This window comes from Micromonospora sp. WMMD882 (assembly GCF_027497255.1).
In the GTDB taxonomy this organism is placed as follows: Bacteria; Actinomycetota; Actinomycetes; order Mycobacteriales; family Micromonosporaceae; genus Micromonospora.
This window is the reverse complement of sequence record NZ_CP114903.1, coordinates 3,982,127-4,001,244: the sequence shown is the minus strand read 5'-3', so window position 1 is coordinate 4,001,244 and position 19,118 is coordinate 3,982,127. Positions and strand designations below refer to the sequence as shown.

Below are 19,118 nucleotides of genomic sequence, written 5' to 3'. Positions count from 1 at the left end.
GCCGGGAAACCGGGCGTCCACGGGGGTGGCGCGTCACCCCCGAGGCCGTACGCTGCAACGCATGCGTACGTGCCGGGCGGCAGCCGCCGGAAAGCTCACGGTGGTCCTGGCCACGATCGTCCTGCTGGCCGGCGCGTGCGGCGGCGGGCCCAGCCCCCGGGTCTGGGCGGCGGCCGTCTGCGAGGCGCTCACCCCCTGGCGGGCCGAGATCAGCAAGCTGACCAGCAGCACCCAGCAGCAGATGACGGCGCAGACCACCCCCGCCCAGGCCAGGGAGAATCTGGTCCGGCTCTTCGCCGGGGCCGAACGGGCCAGCGAGACCGCCCGGCTCCGGGTCGAGCAGGCCGGGGTGCCGGAGACCGAGCACGGCGACCAGGTCTCGGCCGGTTTCCTCGGCTCGCTGGAGAAGGTCCGGGACGCCTACGGCCGGGCCCGCGCCACCATCGCCGGGCTCGGCGCCGGCACGCCCACCGAGTTCTACGACGGGGTGCGGGCCGCCGTCGAGACCCTCAACCAGGAGTACGACGCGAGCGCGCTGGACACCAGCAAACTCAACTCGGAAGAGCTCAAGAAGGCCTTCGACGAGGTCCCGGAGTGTCGCTGACGCCACCACCCGAGCCGCCGGTCCGCCAGCTCTCCCTCTTCGGTACGGAGGCGGCCGACCCGTCCCCGGCCGACCTGGCCGGGTTGCTGGCGGGCCCGGGGGAGATCGTCCGGATGGGGGGCACCGGCCGCCTCTCGATCGTGGTCGACGCCCCCTGGCGGGTGCACGTGCTCGTCGCCGAGCTGGCCGCGCGGGGGCTGGCCGCCACCTGGGAGGCGACCCCCGACGGGCGGCACCTGGTGCGCACCTCGTACACCAGCCTGCTCGCCCCGCTCGCGGTGGCCTGGCTGGGCCGCCAGCCCGACGGACCCGGCCCGGCCCCCCGGAAGCGCCCGCCGGCCAACTTCCATCTCAACGGCCGCCGGCTGCGGCTCTGGCTCGCCGCGGCGGGCGTGGTCGAGCCGGCCGGCGTCCTGCTCCACCTCGCCCCACCCGCCGGGCAGGTCGACGACGCCGACCCGTCGGCAGGGGACGGTGACCGGCGTGCACCGGTGGTCGCGTCGGGGCACGGGCCGGTGCGGGCGGCGCTGGCCGCCATCGGGTTGACCGCGTCGTTCCTGGAGGCGGGGGCGGGCGGCCCGGCGTACCGGATCACCGGCCGGCGGCGACTCGCCCGCCTCGCCGAGCTGGTCGGCGAGCGCCCCGCGCCGACCCCGCCCGCCGGGTGGCCGCCGACCTGACCTGATCACTTCGTCCGTGCCGTCACTGTCGGTGATGCCGCGCCCGCAGAAAGTGCGAACCGGACCAGGCGGCACCCGGCCCGCCCGCTGCCGGCGGCCTCGTCCGTGAGCCCCGCCAGCCGGTCTGGCCTGCTGTCGGGTAGGGGACAGCCGGGCTGGGTGCGGGAGTCCGCGGCGACCCGCCGGGCCGCCACTCGGGGGTCGACGTTCGACACAGTGGCCCGCCCGAGTGCGGACAGTCGGTGTACGGTGACGCCGTCCGGCACATGCGTTCCGTACGCGGTCGGGGTGGCCGTCGTGGCTGTCCGGGTCACGAACCCCCCACCGACGGCGGCGCGTTACGTTGGACGTCCGGACCGCCGGCGGGCCCGGACAGTACGGCGGCGGCGCCCGGCAGGCGGCCGGGCCACGAGCAGGAGTGAGGTAACCGCAGACGTGCCGAGCAACGCCAGGACCACCCGTCTGGTCATCGTCGAGTCACCGGCGAAGGCCAAGACGATCTCGGGCTATCTGGGCCCGGGATACGTCGTGGAGGCCAGCTTCGGGCACGTCCGCGACCTGCCCCGCAACGCCGCCGACGTCCCGGCGAGGTACAAGGGTGAGCCGTGGGCGCGGCTCGGCGTCGACGTCGACAACGGCTTCCACGCCCTCTACGTGGTCTCCGCCGACCGGAGACAGCAGATCAGCAAGCTGACCAAGCTGGCCAAGGAGGTCGACGAGATCTTCCTGGCCACCGACGAGGACCGCGAGGGCGAGGCCATCGCCTGGCACCTGGTCGAGACGCTCAAGCCCAAGGTGCCGGTCAAGCGGATGGTCTTCCACGAGATCACCAAGCCGGCCATCCAGGCGGCGGTGGCGAACCCGCGCGAGATCGACCGGGCCCTGGTCGACGCCCAGGAGGCGCGGCGGATCCTCGACCGGCTGTACGGCTACGAGGTCTCCCCGGTGTTGTGGAAGAAGGTCATGCCGAAGCTCTCGGCGGGCCGGGTCCAGTCGGTGGCCACCCGGATCGTGGTGGAACGCGAGCGGCAGCGGATGGCCTTCCGCGCCGCCGAGTACTGGGACATCCTCGCCACCCTGGCGGTGGCGGACCCGGGCGAGGGGCCGCGTACCTTCTCCGCCACCCTGGTGGCGCTGAACGGTGACCGGATCGCCACCGGCAAGGACTTCGAGCCGACCACCGGCCGGGTGCGGGCCGGGGCCGGCGTCGTGCACCTCGACGAGGGCGGGGCCCGTGGCCTGGCCGCCCGCCTGGCGGGGCGGCCGTTCGCCGTCACCCGGGTCGAGGAGAAGCCCTACCGGCGTCGCCCGTACGCGCCGTTCATCACCTCCACGCTCCAGCAGGAGGCGGCCCGCAAGCTGCGGTTCTCGTCGCAGCAGACGATGCGCACCGCGCAGCGGCTCTACGAGAACGGCTACATCACCTACATGCGTACCGACTCGGTGAACCTGTCGGAGACCGCCATCGCGGCGGCCCGCCGGCAGATCGTCGAGCTGTACGGCGAGCGCAACGTGCCGCCGGAGCCGCGCCGCTACACCGGCAAGGTCAAGAACGCCCAGGAGGCGCACGAGGCGATCCGCCCGGCCGGCGACGACTTCCGCACCCCCGGTGACGTCCGCAACGAGCTGTCCGCCGAGGAGTACAAGCTCTACGAGCTGATCTGGCGGCGCACGATCGCCTCGCAGATGACCGACGCGGTCGGCTCCAGCGTGTCGGTGCGGATCCGCGCGGTCTCCACCGCCGGCGAGGAGGCCGACTTCGGCGCGACCGGCAAGACCATCACCGATCCGGGTTTCCTGCGCGCCTACGTCGAGTCGTCCGACGACGAGAACGCCGAGGCCGAGGACGCCGAGCGCCGGCTGCCCAACCTGGTCAAGGACCAGCCGTTGACCGCCGACGAGCTGGCCGCCCAGGAGCACCACACCCAGCCGCCGTCGCGCTACACGGAGGCGTCGCTGGTGAAGGCGCTCGAAGAGCTGGGCATCGGCCGTCCCTCCACCTACGCGTCGATCATGCAGACGATCCAGGACCGCGGGTACGTCGTGAAGCGCGGCCAGGCGATGATCCCGTCGTTCCTGGCGTTCGCGGTGATCGGTCTGATGGAGCGGCACTACCCGCGCCTGGTCGACTACGACTTCACCGCCAGCATGGAGAACGAGCTGGACGAGATCGCCGGCGGTGACCACGCGGCGGTCGACTTCCTCACCGCGTTCTACTTCGGCAGCGCCAACGGCGTCGGCGACCAGGCCATCGCGCACGCCGGCGGGCTGAAGAAACTGGTCACCGAGAACCTCAGCGAGATCGACGCGCGCAGCGTCAACTCGATCCCGCTGTTCACCGACGACGAGGGCCGTGAGGTGGTCGTCCGGGTCGGCCGGTACGGCCCGTACCTGCAACGGGCGGTGCCCGGCGAGGCCCCGGCCGGGTCGGCCGCCGAGGGCGAGGAGGGCGGCGCGTCCGGTGACCGGGCGCCCCTGCCGGAGGGGCTGGCCCCCGACGAGCTGACCCCGGAGAAGGTCCACGAGCTGTTCCTCGGCGGCGGGGGTGAGCGCAAGCTCGGTGACGACCCGGCGACCGGTGAGCCGATCCTGCTCAAGGCGGGTCGCTTCGGCCCGTACGTGGCCAGCGGCGAGCGCAAGTCCTCCCTGCTGCGCACCCAGTCACCTGACACGTTGACCTTCGACGAGGCGTTGAAGCTGCTCAGCCTGCCCCGGCTGGTCGGTGTCGACCCGGCCGGCGTCGAGGTCTTCGCCAACAACGGCCGTTACGGCCCGTACGTCAAGCGGGGTGAGGAGTTCCGTTCGCTGGACTCCGAGGAGAAGCTGTTCACGGTCACCCTCGACGAGGCGTTGACCCTGCTCGCCGCCCCGAAGACCCGTCAGCGTCGGGCCGCCGCGCCGCCGCTGCGGGAGATGGGCGTCGACCCGTTGACCGAGAAGCCACTGGTGATCAAGGACGGCCGGTTCGGCCCGTACGTCACCGACGGCGAGTTCAACGCGTCGCTGCGCCGGGGCCAGACGCCGGAGGCGCTGACCATCGAGGAAGCTTCCGAGATGCTCGCCGAGAAGCGCGCCAAGGGGCCAGCCCCGAAGAAGACCGCGGCGAAGAAGGCCCCCGCCAAGAAGGCGACCCCGGCGAAGAAGGCCCCGGCGAAGAAGGCCGCCGCCCCGAAGAAGTCGCTTCCCCGGAAAAAGGCCGAGTGACGATCGTGGTGGCGAACGGCCCTCCCGCGCGCCACTCGCCACCACGATCACCGGCTGACGGGCGGTCAGCGGCCGAGGACGCGGGTCAGGTGGGGGTTTCCGAAGACGCCCCCGGGGTCGAGGCGGGCGCGGAGGGTCTGGAAGTCGTGGAAGCGGGGGTAGGCGGGGGCCAGTGAGGCGGCGTCGCGGTAGTGCAGCTTGCCCCAGTGCGGGCGGCCGGCCAGTTCCTGCGCGACCGCCTCGAACGCCCGGAAGTACGGCTCGTACGGCATGCCGACGTACTGGTGGACGGCCAGGTACGCGGACTCGCGTCCGTACCCGTGCGACAGCCAGATGTCGTCCGGCGCGGTGAACCGCACCTCCACCGGGAACAGCACCTTGAACGGCAGCCCGTCGACGATGCGGCGCAGCGCGGTCAGCGCCGTGCCGAGGGCGGCGCGGGGCACGGCGTACTCCATCTCCACGAAGCGGACCCGCCGCGGCGTGCAGAAGATCCGGTCGGAGCGGCCGGTGTAGCGGCGCTCGGTCAGCGCGCGGGCGCTGACCGCGCTGATCGTCGGGACGAGCCGGGGCGACGCGCGGCCCAGCCGGCAGGCCCGCTCGAAGACGGTGTTCGCCAGGAACTCGTCGTCCAGCCAGCCACGCCACCGGGGCAGCGGCCGGTCGTCGGCCGGCGCCCGGTCGTTCGTCTTGACCTGCACCCGGTCGGTGTACGGGAACCAGTAGAACTCGACGTGGTCGTGCCCCTCGACCAGCGCGTCCAGGTCGGTCAGCACGTCGGCCAGTTTCGCGGGGCGTTCGTGGGCGAGCAGCGTGAAGGCGTCCACGCAGCGTAGCGTCACCTCGGTGACCACGCCGAGCGCGCCCAGCCCGACCCGGGCGGCGGCGAAGACGTCCGGATGCTCGTCGGTCGTGCAGCGCAGCACCTCGCCGACGCCGGTGACCAGCGTCAACGCCTCGACGGCGGTGGCCAGGCAGCCGAGTCGCGCGCCGGTGCCGTGGGTGCCGGTGGCGAGCGCCCCGGCGATGGTCTGCGCGTCGATGTCACCGAGGTTGGGCAGCGCCAGGCCGTGCCCGGCGAGCAGCTCGTTGAGCGTCCGCAGGGTCATCCCGGCGGGTACGGTGACCAGCCGGCGTTCCCGGTCGACCCGGGCCGGGCCGGTCAGCTCGCCCAGCTCCATCCGGCGTCCCTCGGTGACGGCCAGGGCGGTGAAGGAGTGGCCGCTGCCGACCGGCCTGATCCGGGCGCCCGCCCCGGCGGCGGCCCGGACGGCGGCGGCCACCTCGTCGGTGTCGCGGGGCCGCAGCACCGCCTCGGCGACGCCGCGCTGGTTGCCCGCCCAGTTCGTCCAGCCGACGTCGGCCGCTGTCGTCGAGGTCATCGTCGCTCCCATCGTCGCCGCCTCGGTCGATGAACGTTCTGCCTGGTAAACACCACATTGCCGGTTCGATCGTTGGTACCGGTAGCGGCACACCGCGATGGCGTGCCGATATGTTCATCCGTCGAAGGGGGGTGGCGTCGAGTGTCCACATCAGCCGCCACGACCGGGCCGCTGCGCCGGGTACCGGTGCAGGGTCGAAGTGTCGCACGGGTCCAGCGGATGCTGGACGCCTGCGCGGAGCTCGTCGACGAGGTCGGGTACGAAGGGTTGACCACGACCCTCCTCGCCGAGCGGGCCGAGGTGGCGATCGGGTCGGTCTACCAGTTCTTCCCGGACAAGCGGGCGATCGTGCAGGCGTTGACCCTGCGCACCATGGAGGCGTACCTCCAACGGCTCGACGAGCGGTTCGCGTCCGACGACCTGACCGGCTGGTGGGACGGCGTCGACGCGGCGATCGACGAGTACATCACGATGCACCGTACCGTCCCCGGGTTCCGTACCCTGCACTTCGGCGACGTGGTCGACCTGCACCTGCTCGACGAGCAGCGGGACAACAACGGCGTGATCGCCGACCAGTTGGCCCGGGTGCTGACCGAGCGGTTCGGGCTGGCCGACGAGCCGCACCTGCGGTTCATCCTGGAGATCGCGGTGGAGGCGGCCGACGCGTTGATCAAGCTCGCCTTCCGTCGGCAGCCGGAGGGCGACGACCGGGTGTTGGTCGAGGCCAAGGCGTTGATCCGGGAGTACCTGCACCGCCAGGTCCAGGGCGGTGCCGGTGAATCGTCCGCCGCCGGCGATCCGGCGGGCGTGTCCGCCGTCGCCGACGCGGGCTGACCGGCGGGCGGGTCCGTCGCCACCGACCCGGGTCGACCGGCGGGCTGGTCCGTCGCCGACGCGGCCCGGCCGGCGGGCGGTCACAGGAACGCCTGTCCGTCGCCCCGGTAGGTGGGGACGGTCGCCACCACGGCGTCCCCCTCGACCAGGCGCAGCTCGTTCACCCGCTCGCAGACCTCGCCGGCCTTGGCGTGGCGGAACCAGACCCGGTCGCCCACCCGCAGCCGGTCGGCGGCCGGTCCGGTCAGCGGCGTCTGCACCTCGCCCGCGCCCTCCGTGCCGACCAGCCGCAACCCGGCCGGCAGCCAGGGGGTGGGGAGCCGGCTCGGGACGGCCGGGCCGGAGGCGACCCAGCCGCCGCCGAGCACCGTGGCCACCCGGGGCCCCGGGCGGCGGACCACCGCGCAGGCGAAGAACGCCGCCGGGGTGGGCCGCCAGGCCGAGTACGCGTCGAACAGCGTCGGCCCGTACAGCCCGGATCCGGCGGTGATCTCGGTGACCGCCGGGTCGGCGCTGGTGGCGGCGACGCTGCCGGTGCCGCCGCCGTTGACGAACTCCAGCTCGGCGTGCGCCCGCACGGCGGCCACCGCCGCCTGCCGGCGGGCCAGCAGCTCCCGGTACGACCGGCGCTGCGCGGCCCGGATCACCGCGCCCCGCAGGGGCTGCCCGGGCGGGGCGTCGCCGAGCCCGGCGATCTGCGCCTCGTACGCCATCACGCCGACCAGGCGGAAGCCGCGCCGACCGGCGACGGTGGCGGCGAACCGGCCGGCCGCCGCCGCGCTGTGCACCGGCGAGCGGCGCACCCCGACGTGCAGCCGTCCGCGCAGGGGCCGCCACGAGGCGTCCAGGTCGAGGCAGAGCCGCAGCTCGGGGCGCTGCCCGGGGGCGCGTACCGCGTCGACCAGGTCGAGTTGGGCCGGGTCGTCCACCATCAGGGTCACCGCCGCGGCGAGCGCCGGGTCGGCGGCCAGCTCGGCCAGGGCGGCCCGGTCGGCGCTCGGGTACGCCACCACCACGTCGTCGCTGACGCCGGCCCGGACCAGCGCGACCGCCTCGGGCAGGGTGAACGCCAACACGCCCCGCCAGCCCGGCCGGGCGAGCGCCCGGGCGAGCAGGTCGCGGCAGCGTACCGACTTGCTGGCGACCCGGACGGGCTTGCCGGCGGCCCGGGCGGCCAGGGCGGCGGCGTTGGCGTCGAACGCGGCCAGGTCGACGACCGCCACCGGCGGGTCGAGGTGGGCGGTCGCCTGGTCCAGGCGCTCGCGGAGAAGATCGCGTTCGATGGGCACGTGTGCACGCTAACTGTGAGGACCCGTAATGCGAAACACCCTCGCGTACGACGGGCTGTGATGTCCCCGCTCCGGGGCCTAGGCTCGCGAACAGGAGAATGTCGAAGGTGGGACGACTCCCCACCGCGATTAGAGTGTGACACCGGGGACGCCCAGTGATGGGCCGGCAGCGGAGGTACGGCCATCGAAAACCAGCAGCAGGGCGAGTCGTCCGGCGTGTCGTCGACGGGCCAGGTCGACCGGACGGGTTACGCCGCCCTCCGCTCCGTGCTCCGCATCCGGCCGTTCCGCCGGCTGTGGATCGTGCTCGGCGCGGCCTCGTACGGTGACTGGCTGGGCCTGCTCGCCACCTCCATCTTCGCCGCCGGTCAGGTGCAGGGCAGCACCGCCAAGGGCGCCGCGTTCGGCACGGTGATCGCCGTCCGGCTGCTGCCGGCGCTGGTGCTCGGCCCGCTCGCCGGGGTGTTCGCCGACCGGTTCGACAGACGCTGGACGATGGTCATCTGCGACGTCCTGCGCTTCCTGCTGTTCGCCTCGATTCCGCTGGTCGCGCTGCTCGGGGCCAGCGGCGGCGTGGTGGTCGGCTGGGCGACGGTGGCGACGTTCCTGATCGAGACGATCACCCTGCTGTGGATCCCGGCCAAGGAGGCGGCGGTCCCGAACCTCATCCCGCGCGCCCGGCTGGAGATGGCCAACCAGCTCACCCTGATCACCACGTACGGCATCACCCCGATCCTGGCCGCGTTGAGCATCGCGGTGCTCGACGCCAGCGTCCGGGCGGCCACCGGCGGCGCGGTGCCCTCCTGGTCCGAGCCGGCCCAGCTCGCGCTCTGGTTCAACGCGCTGTCCCGGCTGGCCACCGCGCTGGTGGTGGCGTTCGGCATCAAGGAGATCAGCCAGGGGCAGGCCGACCAGCAGGCCCGCACCGAGCAGAGCATGCTGCGCCAGTTCAAGGAGGGCTGGCGGTTCATCGGCCACACCCCGCTGGTGCGTGGGCTGGTGCTGGGCATCTTCGGCGCGTTCGCCGGCGGCGGCATCGTGATCGGCACCGCCCGGTTCTTCGCCGCCTCGCTCGGCGCCGGCGACGCCGCCTTCTACCTCCTCTTCGGCGCGATCTTCGTCGGCCTGGCGATCGGCATCGGCGGCGGCCCGATGATCGTGCGGGACCTGTCCCGCCGCCGCTGGTTCGGCATGAGCATCGTGCTGGCCAGCGCGTCCGTGCTGGCGCTCGCGTTCGCCATCCACCTGTCCATGGCGATGCTCGGCGCGGTGCTGGTCGGGGCGGGCGCGGGCATGGCGTTCCTGGCCGGCACCACCCTGCTCGGCGGCGAGATCGCCGACGAGGTCCGGGGTCGGGTCTTCGCCGTGGTCCAGATCGGCACCCGGCTGGTGCTGATCTTCGCGATCGCGCTGAGCAGTCTCCTGGTCGGCGTCGGCGGCTCCCGCGAGCTGCGCATCGCCGACCTGGGCATCTCGATCTCGTCCACCCGGCTGCTGCTGCTCGCCGCCGGCCTGGCCGGCATCTTCGCCGGGATCAGCGCCTTCGGCCAGATGGACGACAAGAAGGGCGTCCCGGTGCTGGCCGACCTGTGGGGGTCGATGCGGGGCCGTCCGCTGACCCCGGCCGAGCCGTTCGTCTCCAGCGGGCTCTTCGTGGTCTTCGAGGGCGGCGAGGGGGCCGGCAAGTCCACCCAGGTCACCCGGCTCGCCGAGAGCCTCGGCGGGCAGGGCCGCGAGGTGGTGGTGACCCGGGAGCCGGGCGCCACCGCCGTCGGCGCCCGGATCCGCTCGCTGGTGCTCGGGGCCCCCGGCTCGGACACTCCGTCCCCGCGCGCCGAGGCGCTGCTCTACGCCGCCGACCGCGCCCACCACGTGGCCACCGTCGTCCGGCCGGCGCTCGTCCGGGGCGCGGTGGTGATCAGCGACCGGTACGTCGACTCGTCCCTGGCGTACCAGGGGGCGGGCCGGACCCTGCCGGTCGACGAGGTCTCCTGGCTGTCCTCCTGGGCCACCGGCGGGCTCAAGCCCGACCTGGTGGTGCTGCTGGACGTGGAGCCGCACACCGGGCTGGGCCGGGTCGCCGCCCGGGGCGAGGCGGCCGACCACGTGGAGGCCGAGTCGTTGGCCTTCCACGAGCGGGTCCGGTACGCCTTCCTCGACCTGGCCGCCGCCGACCCGAAGCGGTACCTGGTGATCGACGCCTCCCGCCCGGCCGACGAGATCGCCGCCCAGGTCGCCCACCGGCTCGACGAGCTGCTCGTCGACCCGTCCGCGATCGTCCATCCGGCTCCGGCGAGGCCACCGGACACCTCGTCGCAGCCCGAGTTATCCGACGCGGAGCTGGTGACGATGGAGCAGCCGCGCTGATGTCGGAGGAGGTCTTCGCCGACCTGGTCGGCCAGGACGAGGCGGTCGACACGCTGCGCCGGGCCGCCGCCGCGGCCGCCGCCGTGCTGCGCGCCGGCCCGGAATCCGCCGTCGGCCGGCCCGGCGGCGCCGGCCAGCCCGATGGGGGCGCGCCGGGGGTCGACCCCGGGGCCGGGATGACCCACGCCTGGATCTTCACCGGGCCGCCCGGCTCCGGCCGCTCCGAGGCCGCCCGCGCCTTCGCCGCCGCCCTCCAGTGCGTCCACGGCACCGGCTGCGGCGGCTGCCCCGGCTGCCACACCACCCTCGCCGGCACCCACGCCGACGTGCGGCTGGTGGTGCCCGAAGGGCTCTCCATCGGGGTGAACGAGATGCGCGCCCTGGTCCTGCGGGCGGCCAGCACCCCGTCGGGCGGCCGGTGGCAGGTGGTGATCATCTCGGACGCCGACCGGCTCACCGAGGCGGCCGGCAACGCGCTGCTCAAGGCGATCGAGGAGCCGCCGCCGCGGACCGTCTTCCTGCTCTGCGCCCCCTCCACCCACCCGGACGACATCTCGGTGACCATCCGGTCGCGCTGCCGCCTCGTACCGCTGCGGCAGCCACCGGCGGGCGCGGTGGCCGAGCTGCTGGTCCGCCGGGACGGCATCGCCCCCGACGTGGCCGAGTGGGCGGCAGCCGCCGCGCAGGGGCACGTCGGGCGGGCCCGCCGGCTGGCCGCCGATCCGCAGGCGCGTACCCGCCGGGACGCGGTGCTCGCGGTGCCGCGCCGGCTGACCGGGGTGGGCGCGGCGTTCGACGCCGCGTCCGCGCTGATCGAGGCGGCCGAGGCGGAGGCCGCGGCGGCGGTCGCCGAGCTGGACGCCGCCGAGAAGGCCGCCCTGCAGACCGCGCTCGGCGCGGGCGGCACCGGCCGGGGCGCCGCCGGCGCGGCGCGCGGCAGCGCCGGGCAGCTCAAGGAGCTGGAGCGACGGCAGAAGTCCCGGGCCACCCGGGCGCAGCGCGACGCCCTCGACCGCGCCCTGGTCGACCTGGCCGGCTTCTACCGGGACGCGCTGGTCACCGCGCTGCGCGCGCCGGTCGCGCCGGTGCACACCGACACCGTGGCGATGGCCCGCGCCGGCGCGGAGAAGTGGGCCGCCGAGGGGACGCTGCGGCGACTGGAGGCGGTGCTGGAGTGTCGTACCGCGATCGAGGCGAACGTCAAACCCCGGATCGCCGTGGAGGCGATGATGCTCGCCCTGTGGAAGGGCTGAAACGCCACCACGTACCGCTGAAGTGACGGATTCCCAGCTCTGCCGGGCCATCGACAGTGCCGATTGATTGCGGTACGGTCCGTGTGCCGTGGTGACGGCGACGGCACCCTCAGTGACACCGCTTGCCGGGAGGAGTCCGCCCATGCCGCGGGGGGAGATCGACGAAGCCTGGATCGAGGAGGCGGTACGACGCTACCGCCGGATCGAGTCCCTCCAGGCCGAGTTCGACGCGGCGGTCGCCACCGTCCAGGTCACCGTGCGCTCACCGGACGGGCTGGTCGAGGTGGTGGTCACCGCCGCCGGCACGATCACCGACGTACGTTTCCTCGGCCCGCTGCACCACCGCAACCCGCGCGACGTCGCCAACTCGGTCCAGGCGGCGGTCACCGCCGCCGCGGACGCCGCCCAGTGGGCCCGGGAGAAACTGCACAACGAGACGTTCGCGGCGTACCGGCCGCTGACGGGGGCCTGAGATGGAGAGCCTCTACGCCCTCGCCGCCCGGCTGGAGGAGGCGAGCGCCACGCTCACCGCCCTCGCCCGCGCGGTGACCGCCACCGACCCGGCCCGCGCGGCGTTCGGGGCCGACGCGCCGGGCCGCCCCGGAGAGCTCGGCCGCGCCCTGCACCGGCAGTGGGCCACCGCCACCGACAACCGGGCCCGGGAGGCGACCACCGCCGCCACCCGGCTCGCCGCCACCGCGTCCGCGATCCGCGCCGCCGCCGACCGGTACGCCGACACCGACGCCACCGCCCGCCGCCGCCTGGCAGCGGACCTCGACACCGACGCCACCCCGCGCCGGTCGGCCGACCTCGACGCTCCCCGCCGCCCCGCCGGCCTCGGGTCCGCCCTGGAGCCGGACCCGTGGTTCGGCGTCGACGGCCCGGGCCACCCCGCCCCGCCCGGCGCCGGCTCGACGGCGTTCGGGATACCCCGGCCCCGGCACGGCGAGGTCGACTGATGGACCGCCTCGACCGGCTCGCCGAGCCCGGCCTCGACCTGCTCCGCCGGGTCGACACGCTGCTCGCCGCCGGAGTGCCGGAGGCGCACCGGGTGTGGCCGTTGCTGCGCCGCACCCAGGCCCTGCCCGGTGAGGCCGTCCGTGGCTTCCTCGACCTGCACCCCACGCCGCTGGCCGACGCCGGCCACGCGACACGTCAGCTCGTGCCGACGTACGACGAGGTCTGCGCCGCCCTCATCGACCAGCGCGTCTGGTCCGGTCCGGCCGCCGCCGCGTACGGGGAGGCGCGGACGACCCTGCTGCGCTACCTGGACGAGGGGCCGGAGAGCCTGGTCGGGCGGCTCGACTCGACCGCCGGGTACGCCGACGCGCTCGCCGACTGGGTGGACCGCACCCGGCTGGCGTTGGCCCGTACCCTCGCCGACGTGCTCGGCTCGACCGAGGCGGTGACGGTGGTCGCGGCGACCATGCCCCGCCTCGGCGGCCCGCCGGCCGGCGCGTCCGCCGGCCCGCTCGCCGCCGCCGAGATCGCGGCCCGGGTCCTCGCCGTCCTCTCCGCCGCGTACGACGGCGCGGAGACCCTGCTGCGCCAGTGGGCGCCCAGCCTCGCCGAGTCCCCCTGGCGGCCCCGCCCGGGGTCGTCCGGCACGCCCTCCGGGGTCACCCGGGTCCGCTGGTGAGACCGCGACGACGACCGTCGATCGCTGCGGGCGGTGACCGGCCGGCGACCCGACGGTGGGACGACCCGCCGGGTTCGTCGTAGGGTGAGGGTATGGGCATGCTCTGCGCGGTCAGCTTCAACCGGTACGGGCGGCTGTACTACCTCGACCCGGGGGAGTTCCGGCCGCAGGTGGGGGACCGGGTGCTGGTGCCCACCGACGACGGGCCCGAGGTGGCCGAGTGCGTCTGGGCGGCGCAGTGGGTCGGCGAGGACACCGACGGCTTCCCGAAGCTCGCCGGGCTCGCCGACGACGAGGACCTGCGCCGTGACGAGCTGCTGCGTAAGCGCAAGGCGGAGGCGAAGGTCGCCTCGAAGCGGCTGATCCGCGAGCACGGGCTGCCGATGAAGGTGGTCGCCGTCGACCACGTCCTCGGCGCGGAGTCCGGCGGCAACGGCCGCACCACGATCTACTTCACCGCGCCGCACCGGGTCGACTTCCGGGCCCTGGTCCGGGATCTCGGCGCTACCCTGCACTGCCGGGTCGAGCTGCGGCAGCTCTCCGCCCGCGACTCCGCGCGGGTGCAGGGCGGCATCGGCTCCTGCGGGCGTGACCTCTGCTGCGCGACCTTCCTCAACGACTTCGAGCCGGTGACCATCCGGATGGCAAAGGACCAGGACCTGCCGCTCAACCCGCTGCGCATCTCCGGGGCGTGCGGCCGGCTGATGTGCTGCCTCAAGTACGAGCATCCGCTGTACGCGAAGTTCCAGGAGTCCGCGCCGGCCATCGGCAGCCGGGTCAGCACCCCGGAGGGCGACGGCAAGGTGGTCGGTCACAGCGTCCCGAAGGACACCGTGACCGTCCGGCTGGACGCCGACGGCTCCCGCTGCGCCTGCTCGCGGGCCAGCGTCTGCGGCCCCCGGCAGGCGCACGACCAGCGCTACCCCACCCCCTCCTGACCCGGGGCGCGGATCACGGGCGGAGCACGACGGGCGGCTCGGCCAGCCGAGGCGTCAGCGGGCGCTCGGGGACCAGCCAGGAGGCGGTGGGGGACCGGTCCGGGTTGACCCGCCAGCGGCGGGACACCTTCGGCACGGCGACCGGGTAGATCGTCAAAGTGCCGTCCGGGTCGATCCGCAGCCGCAGGAACGACTTCGCGTCCTCGATGCCCTGCCCGGCGAAGAGCTCGTTCACGTTCACCCCGAGGCTGCCGGCGACCACCAGGTACCCGGCGGTGAGCTGGCTCGCCAGCAGGCCGATCAGCGGCCCGTACAGGACGGCGGCGGCGACCACCGGCATCGGCCACGGCCAGTCGTGCAACGGCAGCCGCAGCCACGCCCAGGTGCCGGCGGCGGCCAGCCCGACGTGCGCCAGGCCGTGCGACAGGCCCAGGATCCAGTGCCGGGCGTGGCGTCTGCCGTCCGCGCTGGGCGGCTTGGCGAAGAAACCCGCCCCGAGCAGCGTCACCAGCAGCATGGCGATCAGCGGCACGCTGAACAGCCGCTGCGCGGCCACGTCCACCTGGCTCGTCGCCACCCCGGCCATGGCCAGCATCAGCAGCGTGTGCAGGGTGCCCAGCAGGGTGCAGAAGCCCGGGTTGCGCAGCGGCAGCCGGGGGAAGATCCCCCACGCGTACCGGCGGGAACGGGCCGCCGTGGGATAACGACCGGCCAGCTCGTACGGCTCGGAGTGGCTGGCCCGCCGGGCCAGGGTGTCGCGCGGCGGCACCTCGATCCGCGCCGGCAGCTTGTGCGTGGGGTAGAGGTACGCGCCCCCGCCACCGCAGGTGACCAACTGCCGGCCCGGGTTGGCGTACCGGGCGTAGTGGTGCAGATCCCCCGTCACGATCAGCCGCACCGTCGCCCCGGTCGGCGCGACGATCGTCCGGACGAAGTAGTCCACCGAGTCGTACGCGGTGGGGCTGTCGACGGCGCGTACCCAGGTCGGCGCCGGCACCGCCAGGATCACCCGGGCCCCCGGGCCGAGCCGCGCCGCGGCCTTCTCGAAGTAGCTGAGCTGCGGATCGTCCAGGTACGACCCGGACTGGTCGTCCAGCCCGAACAGCCACCACCCGGCGGGCAGCTCGACGGCGAAGTACGAGCGGGACTGCGCGGTGCGCCAACCGCCGAAATACTGGTCCCGGGAGCGGACGAACAGCCGCAGGAACGCGGTCAGCCCGTCGTACCAGTCGTGGTTGCCGGGCACCGCGAACAGCGTCGGCCCGCCCGGCCCGGCCAGCGGCAGCGCCGCCTGGTACGGCCCCTTGCAGCGGTCCTCGTACGCGCCGTAGCCGGCCGACGGGTAGACCTGGTCGCCGCCCATCACCAGCGTCCGGCCCCGGGGCAGCCGGTGCCCGTCCACCTCGATCTCCGGCTGGGCGAGCAGGTACGCGACCGAGTACGTGGCGTCGAAGCCGTCCCCCAGGTCGGCGACGTAGTCCAGCCACAGCCCGCCGTCCGGCCCGACCTGGCGGAACACCCCGTCCCCGAAGGCGTTCTGCAACTCCCGCTTGTCCAGGTACGCCCCGAACAGCATCGCCAGCAGCGTACGGATGCCGGTGCTGATCAGCAGGAACGGCGCGAGCCACGGCACCGCCCGACGGGGCGTGAAGCCCAGCTCGTGCGGGTCGGTGCTGCGGGGGCGACGGGGGTGGGGCTGGTCGGAGCTGGTCGCCTCGGGCGGCTCGGCGGTCGGGGGACGGTCTTCCGGGGTGGCGGCCGGGGGATGCTCGTCACTCACGGCCGGAGCCTAACCGCCCCCGCCGACGCCCGCTGTCTGATCAGGGACGGGCGGGGGATCCCGGGAGACCGGTCGGGGCGGCGTGCCGTACACTCGGGGATCGTTGCCGCCTTAGCTCAGTCGGCTAGAGCGACGCACTCGTAATGCGTAGGTCGACGGTTCGATTCCGTCAGGCGGCTCAGAGCGATGCCCTGACCAGCGGAGACGCAGGTCAGGGCATCGTCTATATCGATGATGATTTGAGTCACCCCCCGAGAGCCGCAGCTCCGTCCGTACTCGGAGCAGCGCTGGGCCTGGCGACGTCGCGGCTTCGTCGTGCGATTCTCGAACCGGGGCGACGTCGACGTCCCCGAGAACGAGGCGAGCGTGCGGCGGCAGATCCGGCGGCCGTTCGAGGTCGGGGAGACCGACGTCCGGAGGTGCCGAAGAGGGGGTGTTGCCGCCTGCGAACTTCGCGCTGCTGGATGCGGTCAGGGGAGACTTACCCCGTTGAGGAGCATGGTCAGACCTCGCTCGTAGTACTCCTGCTCGTCGGGCAGGCCGAGGAAGAAGTCGGCGGTTTCGGTCAGGTGGGGGTAGTCCTGCGGGGAGAGTGACTTCAGCCGCGCGCGCTTGGCGGTGAGCAGGGACTCCCGCAGGGCCGGGTCGGCGGCGGCGGGGTCACCCGGCTGGCGGATCACCAACCCGATCAGCGCGTTGAGCAGGAAGATACTGAGCTGGGCGGCGGCCACCGGCGAGTGCCCCTCGGCGCGCAGCAGCGCGACGACCCGCTCGGCCAGATCGATGCCGGCGTCCGTGCGCATGAGGCGGATCGGCGTGATCTCGGCGAGGGCGGGGTGCGCGCGCAGGACGCGCAGCAGGGCCGTCAGTACGGTACGCAGGTCGGCCTCGTCGCCGACGGTCAGGTCGACCTCGCCGAGGATCCGTTCGACCAGCGCATCGAGCAGGGCGTCCTTGTCCTTGAAGTGCCAGTACAGCGCCATGGGTGTGACGTTCCAGGCGGCGGCGACCCGGCGCAGCGTGACTGCGTCGAGTCCGTCGGCGTCGGCGATGGCGAGTGCGGTGGCCAGGACCTCGCCGCGGTCGAGTCGTTCGGAGGCGGGGGGTCGGGGTGGCATGCGGCTTACTTTATCTCGTAAAAGTCACCGTTGACGATCGGGCGGAAGAGCACTACTGTAGCTATACAGGGTATATTTACACGGCATAGTTAATGAAGGTGGGCAGGACACGGGACTGCCCTCCTCACGTCCGGGCCCAGACCCTCTACGCGCGGCGTGCGGGGACTGCCCGGGTTCGTCAATCGGGCCCCTGGCCTGCCCCGCGCCTCGGACACGTCCACGAGTCTTCGACCAGGGAGAATTCTGTGACCCACACCATTGTCATGACCGGCGCGACTCGGGGGCTTGGCCGTGTCGCCGTCGAGCGCATCCGCGAAGGCGACCCTGAGGCGCACCTCGTGCTCCTGGCCCGTGGCGCTGCGGGAGCCGAGTTCGCCGCTCATCTCGGCCAGGGCGGACGCGCCGTGACATCAATCCCGACGGACCTGTTGTCACTGGGCAGCGTCCGGAGGGCGGCTGACGAACTGATCCGACGGCTCGATACAGGTGATCTGCCACCACTGAGTGGATTCGTCGGCAACGCCGGCCTGCTCTACACGAACAACGTAACGAAGAGCCCGGACGGGGTCGAGGCGACATTCGCCGTCAACGTCCTGGCCAATCACCTCCTGCTCCGCCTGCTACAAGATCGATTCAAGGCGCCGTCACGGATCGTTCTCACCGTCAGCGACGCTCACTTCGGCGACTTCCGCCACAACGCCGGAATGATGCCGGCGCCGTCCTGGCAAGACCCGGCCAACCTGGCCCGCATCCGCGCGTTCCCGAACCCGCACACCGTCACAGCGGGCGGGACCGCATACTCCACCAGCAAGCTCGCCGCGATATACCTCATCCACGAGTACGCACGACGTCTGCCACCGGGCGTCGAGATTCTCGCCTTCAACCCCGGGTTCGTGCCCGGCACCGGCCTGAGCCGCGAAGCGAGCGCAGCCGTCCGGTTCGTGGGGCGACGGATCATGCCGCTGATGACGCTGACCCCGCTGGCGTCGAGCCAGAAGACCGCCGGCCAACACCTCGCCGACGTCGTACTCGGACGTATCCCGGCACCTTCCGGTTCCTACATCGACCGCACGCGAGAAGTCTCCTCGTCCAAGGAATCCTACGACCCTGACCGTGAACGACAGCTCTGGGAAACGGTCGAAGAACTGCGCCTTTCCATCGCATCCTGACATCCGCGGGCCCGATAGACAGACAGGGGGACTGTCCCCGACATGCCGCAGCACGGACCCGTCAGCTCTGCAGGTAGGCCAGGACCGCCAGGATGCGGCGGTTGTCGTCCTCGGAGGGCTTGAGACCGAGCTTGGTGAAGACGTTGTAGATGTGTTTGCTGACAGTCTTCTCGGTGACGAACTCCGGGTAGCGATCGCAGCGTTCGACCGGCCCTGGGCCATCAGAGCGAGGACCTCATGCTCGCGCGGGCTCAGCTCCAGGAGCTTGGGGTCGGCGGAGCGGTGGGTGAGCAGTGCACTCACCACGTCGGGGTCCATAATGGTGCTCCCGGAAGCGACCTGTCGGACATTGTCGATGAACTGGCCGACGTCCGTGACCCGATCCTTCAACAGATAACCCACCGCGCCCGCGCGATCCGACATCAGCTCCCGGGCGTAAATCTGCTCGACATGCTGCGAGAGCACCAGAATGGGAAGCCCTGGAATCTGCCGGCGCGGCCTGCGGCGCCGCCGAGTCATCACACGCGGCGAGTGTCCCTATCACCGCGACGGGAAGGACGAGGGCCAGGGCGGCCCGATGGAACCGGGAGATTTTCTGTGTGGTCATGGAATGAGCTTCCACGGTTTCTGGAACTTGTGCCATCGTGCTGGCCCCCAGTCGGGTTGGGAGTTGTCTCCACCCTCCCCGGAGGAGAGTTAGAACCCGGCGAGTTCAGACAGTCGTAGCATTTGATCCTGGCGACTCGGTAGGGCAGGATGCCCGCTCTCGCCGTGGCAGCGGGGCAGCTGCAACGAGAACGCGAACCGTATCCTGCGCGAGTACTTCCTCAACGGCGTCCCGATCACCTCTTCCACTGCTTG

Annotated in this window: 14 protein-coding genes, 1 tRNA gene and 2 pseudogenes; 12 read left to right on the top strand and 5 right to left on the bottom strand. The window is 73.0% G+C overall.

The features are described 5' to 3' along the window. Positions 1 to 61 precede the first annotated feature (61 nt). The 3 genes from O7606_RS16800 (at position 62) to topA (ending at position 4,488) form a co-directional block, all read left to right on the top strand. Complete coding sequence (locus O7606_RS16800) at positions 62 to 604, top strand: hypothetical protein (RefSeq protein WP_281594974.1); 543 nt, start codon at positions 62 to 64, stop codon at positions 602 to 604. Next, entirely contained in the window at positions 595 to 1,284 is a 690-nt protein-coding gene (locus O7606_RS16795) for a hypothetical protein (protein WP_281594973.1), read from the top strand. Before O7606_RS16800 ends, O7606_RS16795 begins: the two co-directional genes overlap by 10 nt. Before the next feature lie 435 nt (positions 1,285 to 1,719). Further along, on the top strand, positions 1,720 to 4,488 hold the full coding sequence (gene topA / locus O7606_RS16790) for a type I DNA topoisomerase (protein ID WP_281594972.1): 2,769 nt from the start codon (positions 1,720 to 1,722) through the stop codon (positions 4,486 to 4,488). 65 nt (positions 4,489 to 4,553) lie between these two features. On the opposite strand, the gene O7606_RS16785 is transcribed toward topA, so the two are convergent. Then, positions 4,554 to 5,882 carry a D-arabinono-1,4-lactone oxidase gene (locus O7606_RS16785; protein WP_281594971.1) on the bottom strand — a complete coding sequence of 443 codons (1,329 nt, stop codon included), beginning with the start codon at positions 5,880 to 5,882 and terminating at the stop codon, positions 4,554 to 4,556. A 207-nt stretch (positions 5,883 to 6,089) separates the two neighbouring features. On the opposite strand from O7606_RS16785, the gene O7606_RS16780 reads away from it, so the two are divergent. Then, positions 6,090 to 6,704 (top strand): TetR family transcriptional regulator, encoded by a 615-nt coding sequence (locus O7606_RS16780; protein WP_281599720.1) that lies wholly within the window; start codon positions 6,090 to 6,092, stop codon positions 6,702 to 6,704. Positions 6,705 to 6,784: 80 nt separating this feature from the next. Here the strand turns inward: O7606_RS16780 and O7606_RS16775 are convergent, their stop codons facing one another. Next, entirely contained in the window at positions 6,785 to 7,993 is a 1,209-nt protein-coding gene (locus O7606_RS16775) for an alanine racemase (protein ID WP_281594970.1), read from the bottom strand. Positions 7,994 to 8,296: 303 nt separating this feature from the next. Between O7606_RS16775 and tmk the strand changes: the two genes are divergently transcribed. The 6 genes and pseudogenes from tmk to ricT all read left to right on the top strand — a co-directional run bounded on the left by tmk (position 8,297) and on the right by ricT (position 14,190). Further along, positions 8,297 to 10,360, top strand: a complete 2,064-nt coding sequence (tmk, locus tag O7606_RS16770; protein WP_281599719.1) for a dTMP kinase — start codon at positions 8,297 to 8,299, stop codon at positions 10,358 to 10,360. Then, positions 10,360 to 11,613, top strand: coding sequence for a DNA polymerase III subunit delta' (locus O7606_RS16765; protein ID WP_281594969.1), 1,254 nt, complete (start codon positions 10,360 to 10,362; stop codon positions 11,611 to 11,613). The genes tmk and O7606_RS16765 overlap by 1 nt, the downstream gene beginning before the upstream one ends. A gap of 142 nt (positions 11,614 to 11,755) precedes the next feature. After that, entirely contained in the window at positions 11,756 to 12,085 is a 330-nt protein-coding gene (locus O7606_RS16760) for a YbaB/EbfC family nucleoid-associated protein (RefSeq protein WP_281594968.1), read from the top strand. Between the two features lies 1 nt (position 12,086). After that, positions 12,087 to 12,374 (top strand): annotated as a pseudogene (locus tag O7606_RS16755) (hypothetical protein); the annotation flags it as partial. A gap of 197 nt (positions 12,375 to 12,571) precedes the next feature. After that, entirely contained in the window at positions 12,572 to 13,252 is a 681-nt protein-coding gene (locus O7606_RS16750; protein WP_281594967.1) for a hypothetical protein, read from the top strand. A 92-nt stretch (positions 13,253 to 13,344) separates the two neighbouring features. Then, positions 13,345 to 14,190: a regulatory iron-sulfur-containing complex subunit RicT gene (gene ricT, locus O7606_RS16745; RefSeq protein ID WP_281594966.1), complete on the top strand. Its 846-nt coding sequence runs from the start codon at positions 13,345 to 13,347 to the stop codon at positions 14,188 to 14,190. Positions 14,191 to 14,203: 13 nt separating this feature from the next. Here ricT and O7606_RS16740 read toward each other — a convergent pair whose 3' ends face one another. Next, positions 14,204 to 15,970: a metallophosphoesterase gene (locus O7606_RS16740; RefSeq protein ID WP_281594965.1), complete on the bottom strand. Its 1,767-nt coding sequence runs from the start codon at positions 15,968 to 15,970 to the stop codon at positions 14,204 to 14,206. A 105-nt stretch (positions 15,971 to 16,075) separates the two neighbouring features. Here O7606_RS16740 and O7606_RS16735 point away from each other — a divergent pair. Then, a tRNA-Thr gene (locus tag O7606_RS16735) sits at positions 16,076 to 16,149 on the top strand. Between the two features lie 291 nt (positions 16,150 to 16,440). Here O7606_RS16735 and O7606_RS16730 read toward each other — a convergent pair. Continuing rightward, positions 16,441 to 17,088 (bottom strand): TetR/AcrR family transcriptional regulator, encoded by a 648-nt coding sequence (locus O7606_RS16730; RefSeq protein WP_281594964.1) that lies wholly within the window; start codon positions 17,086 to 17,088, stop codon positions 16,441 to 16,443. 245 nt (positions 17,089 to 17,333) lie between these two features. Between O7606_RS16730 and O7606_RS16725 the strand changes: the two genes are divergently transcribed. Further along, positions 17,334 to 18,257, top strand: coding sequence for an SDR family NAD(P)-dependent oxidoreductase (locus tag O7606_RS16725; RefSeq protein WP_281594963.1), 924 nt, complete (start codon positions 17,334 to 17,336; stop codon positions 18,255 to 18,257). Between the two features lie 61 nt (positions 18,258 to 18,318). Here the strand turns inward: O7606_RS16725 and O7606_RS16720 are convergent. After that, positions 18,319 to 18,743 (bottom strand): annotated as a pseudogene (locus tag O7606_RS16720) (response regulator transcription factor); the annotation flags it as partial. Positions 18,744 to 19,118: the final 375 nt, after the last annotated feature.

What these genes read in the sequence shown, in the direction of transcription:
- O7606_RS16800 (WP_281594974.1), top strand. Translation starts at nt 62, where the DNA reads ATGCGTACGTGCCGGGCGGCAGCCGCCGGAAAGCTCACGGTGGTCCTG.
- O7606_RS16785 (WP_281594971.1), bottom strand. Translation starts at nt 5,882, where the DNA reads ATGGGAGCGACGATGACCTCGACGACAGCGGCCGACGTCGGCTGGACG.
- O7606_RS16780 (WP_281599720.1), top strand. Translation starts at nt 6,090, where the DNA reads ATGCTGGACGCCTGCGCGGAGCTCGTCGACGAGGTCGGGTACGAAGGG.
- O7606_RS16765 (WP_281594969.1), top strand. Translation starts at nt 10,360, where the DNA reads ATGTCGGAGGAGGTCTTCGCCGACCTGGTCGGCCAGGACGAGGCGGTC.
- O7606_RS16760 (WP_281594968.1), top strand. Translation starts at nt 11,756, where the DNA reads ATGCCGCGGGGGGAGATCGACGAAGCCTGGATCGAGGAGGCGGTACGA.
- O7606_RS16750 (WP_281594967.1), top strand. Translation starts at nt 12,572, where the DNA reads ATGGACCGCCTCGACCGGCTCGCCGAGCCCGGCCTCGACCTGCTCCGC.
- ricT (WP_281594966.1), top strand. Translation starts at nt 13,345, where the DNA reads ATGGGCATGCTCTGCGCGGTCAGCTTCAACCGGTACGGGCGGCTGTAC.
- O7606_RS16730 (WP_281594964.1), bottom strand. Translation starts at nt 17,088, where the DNA reads ATGCCACCCCGACCCCCCGCCTCCGAACGACTCGACCGCGGCGAGGTC.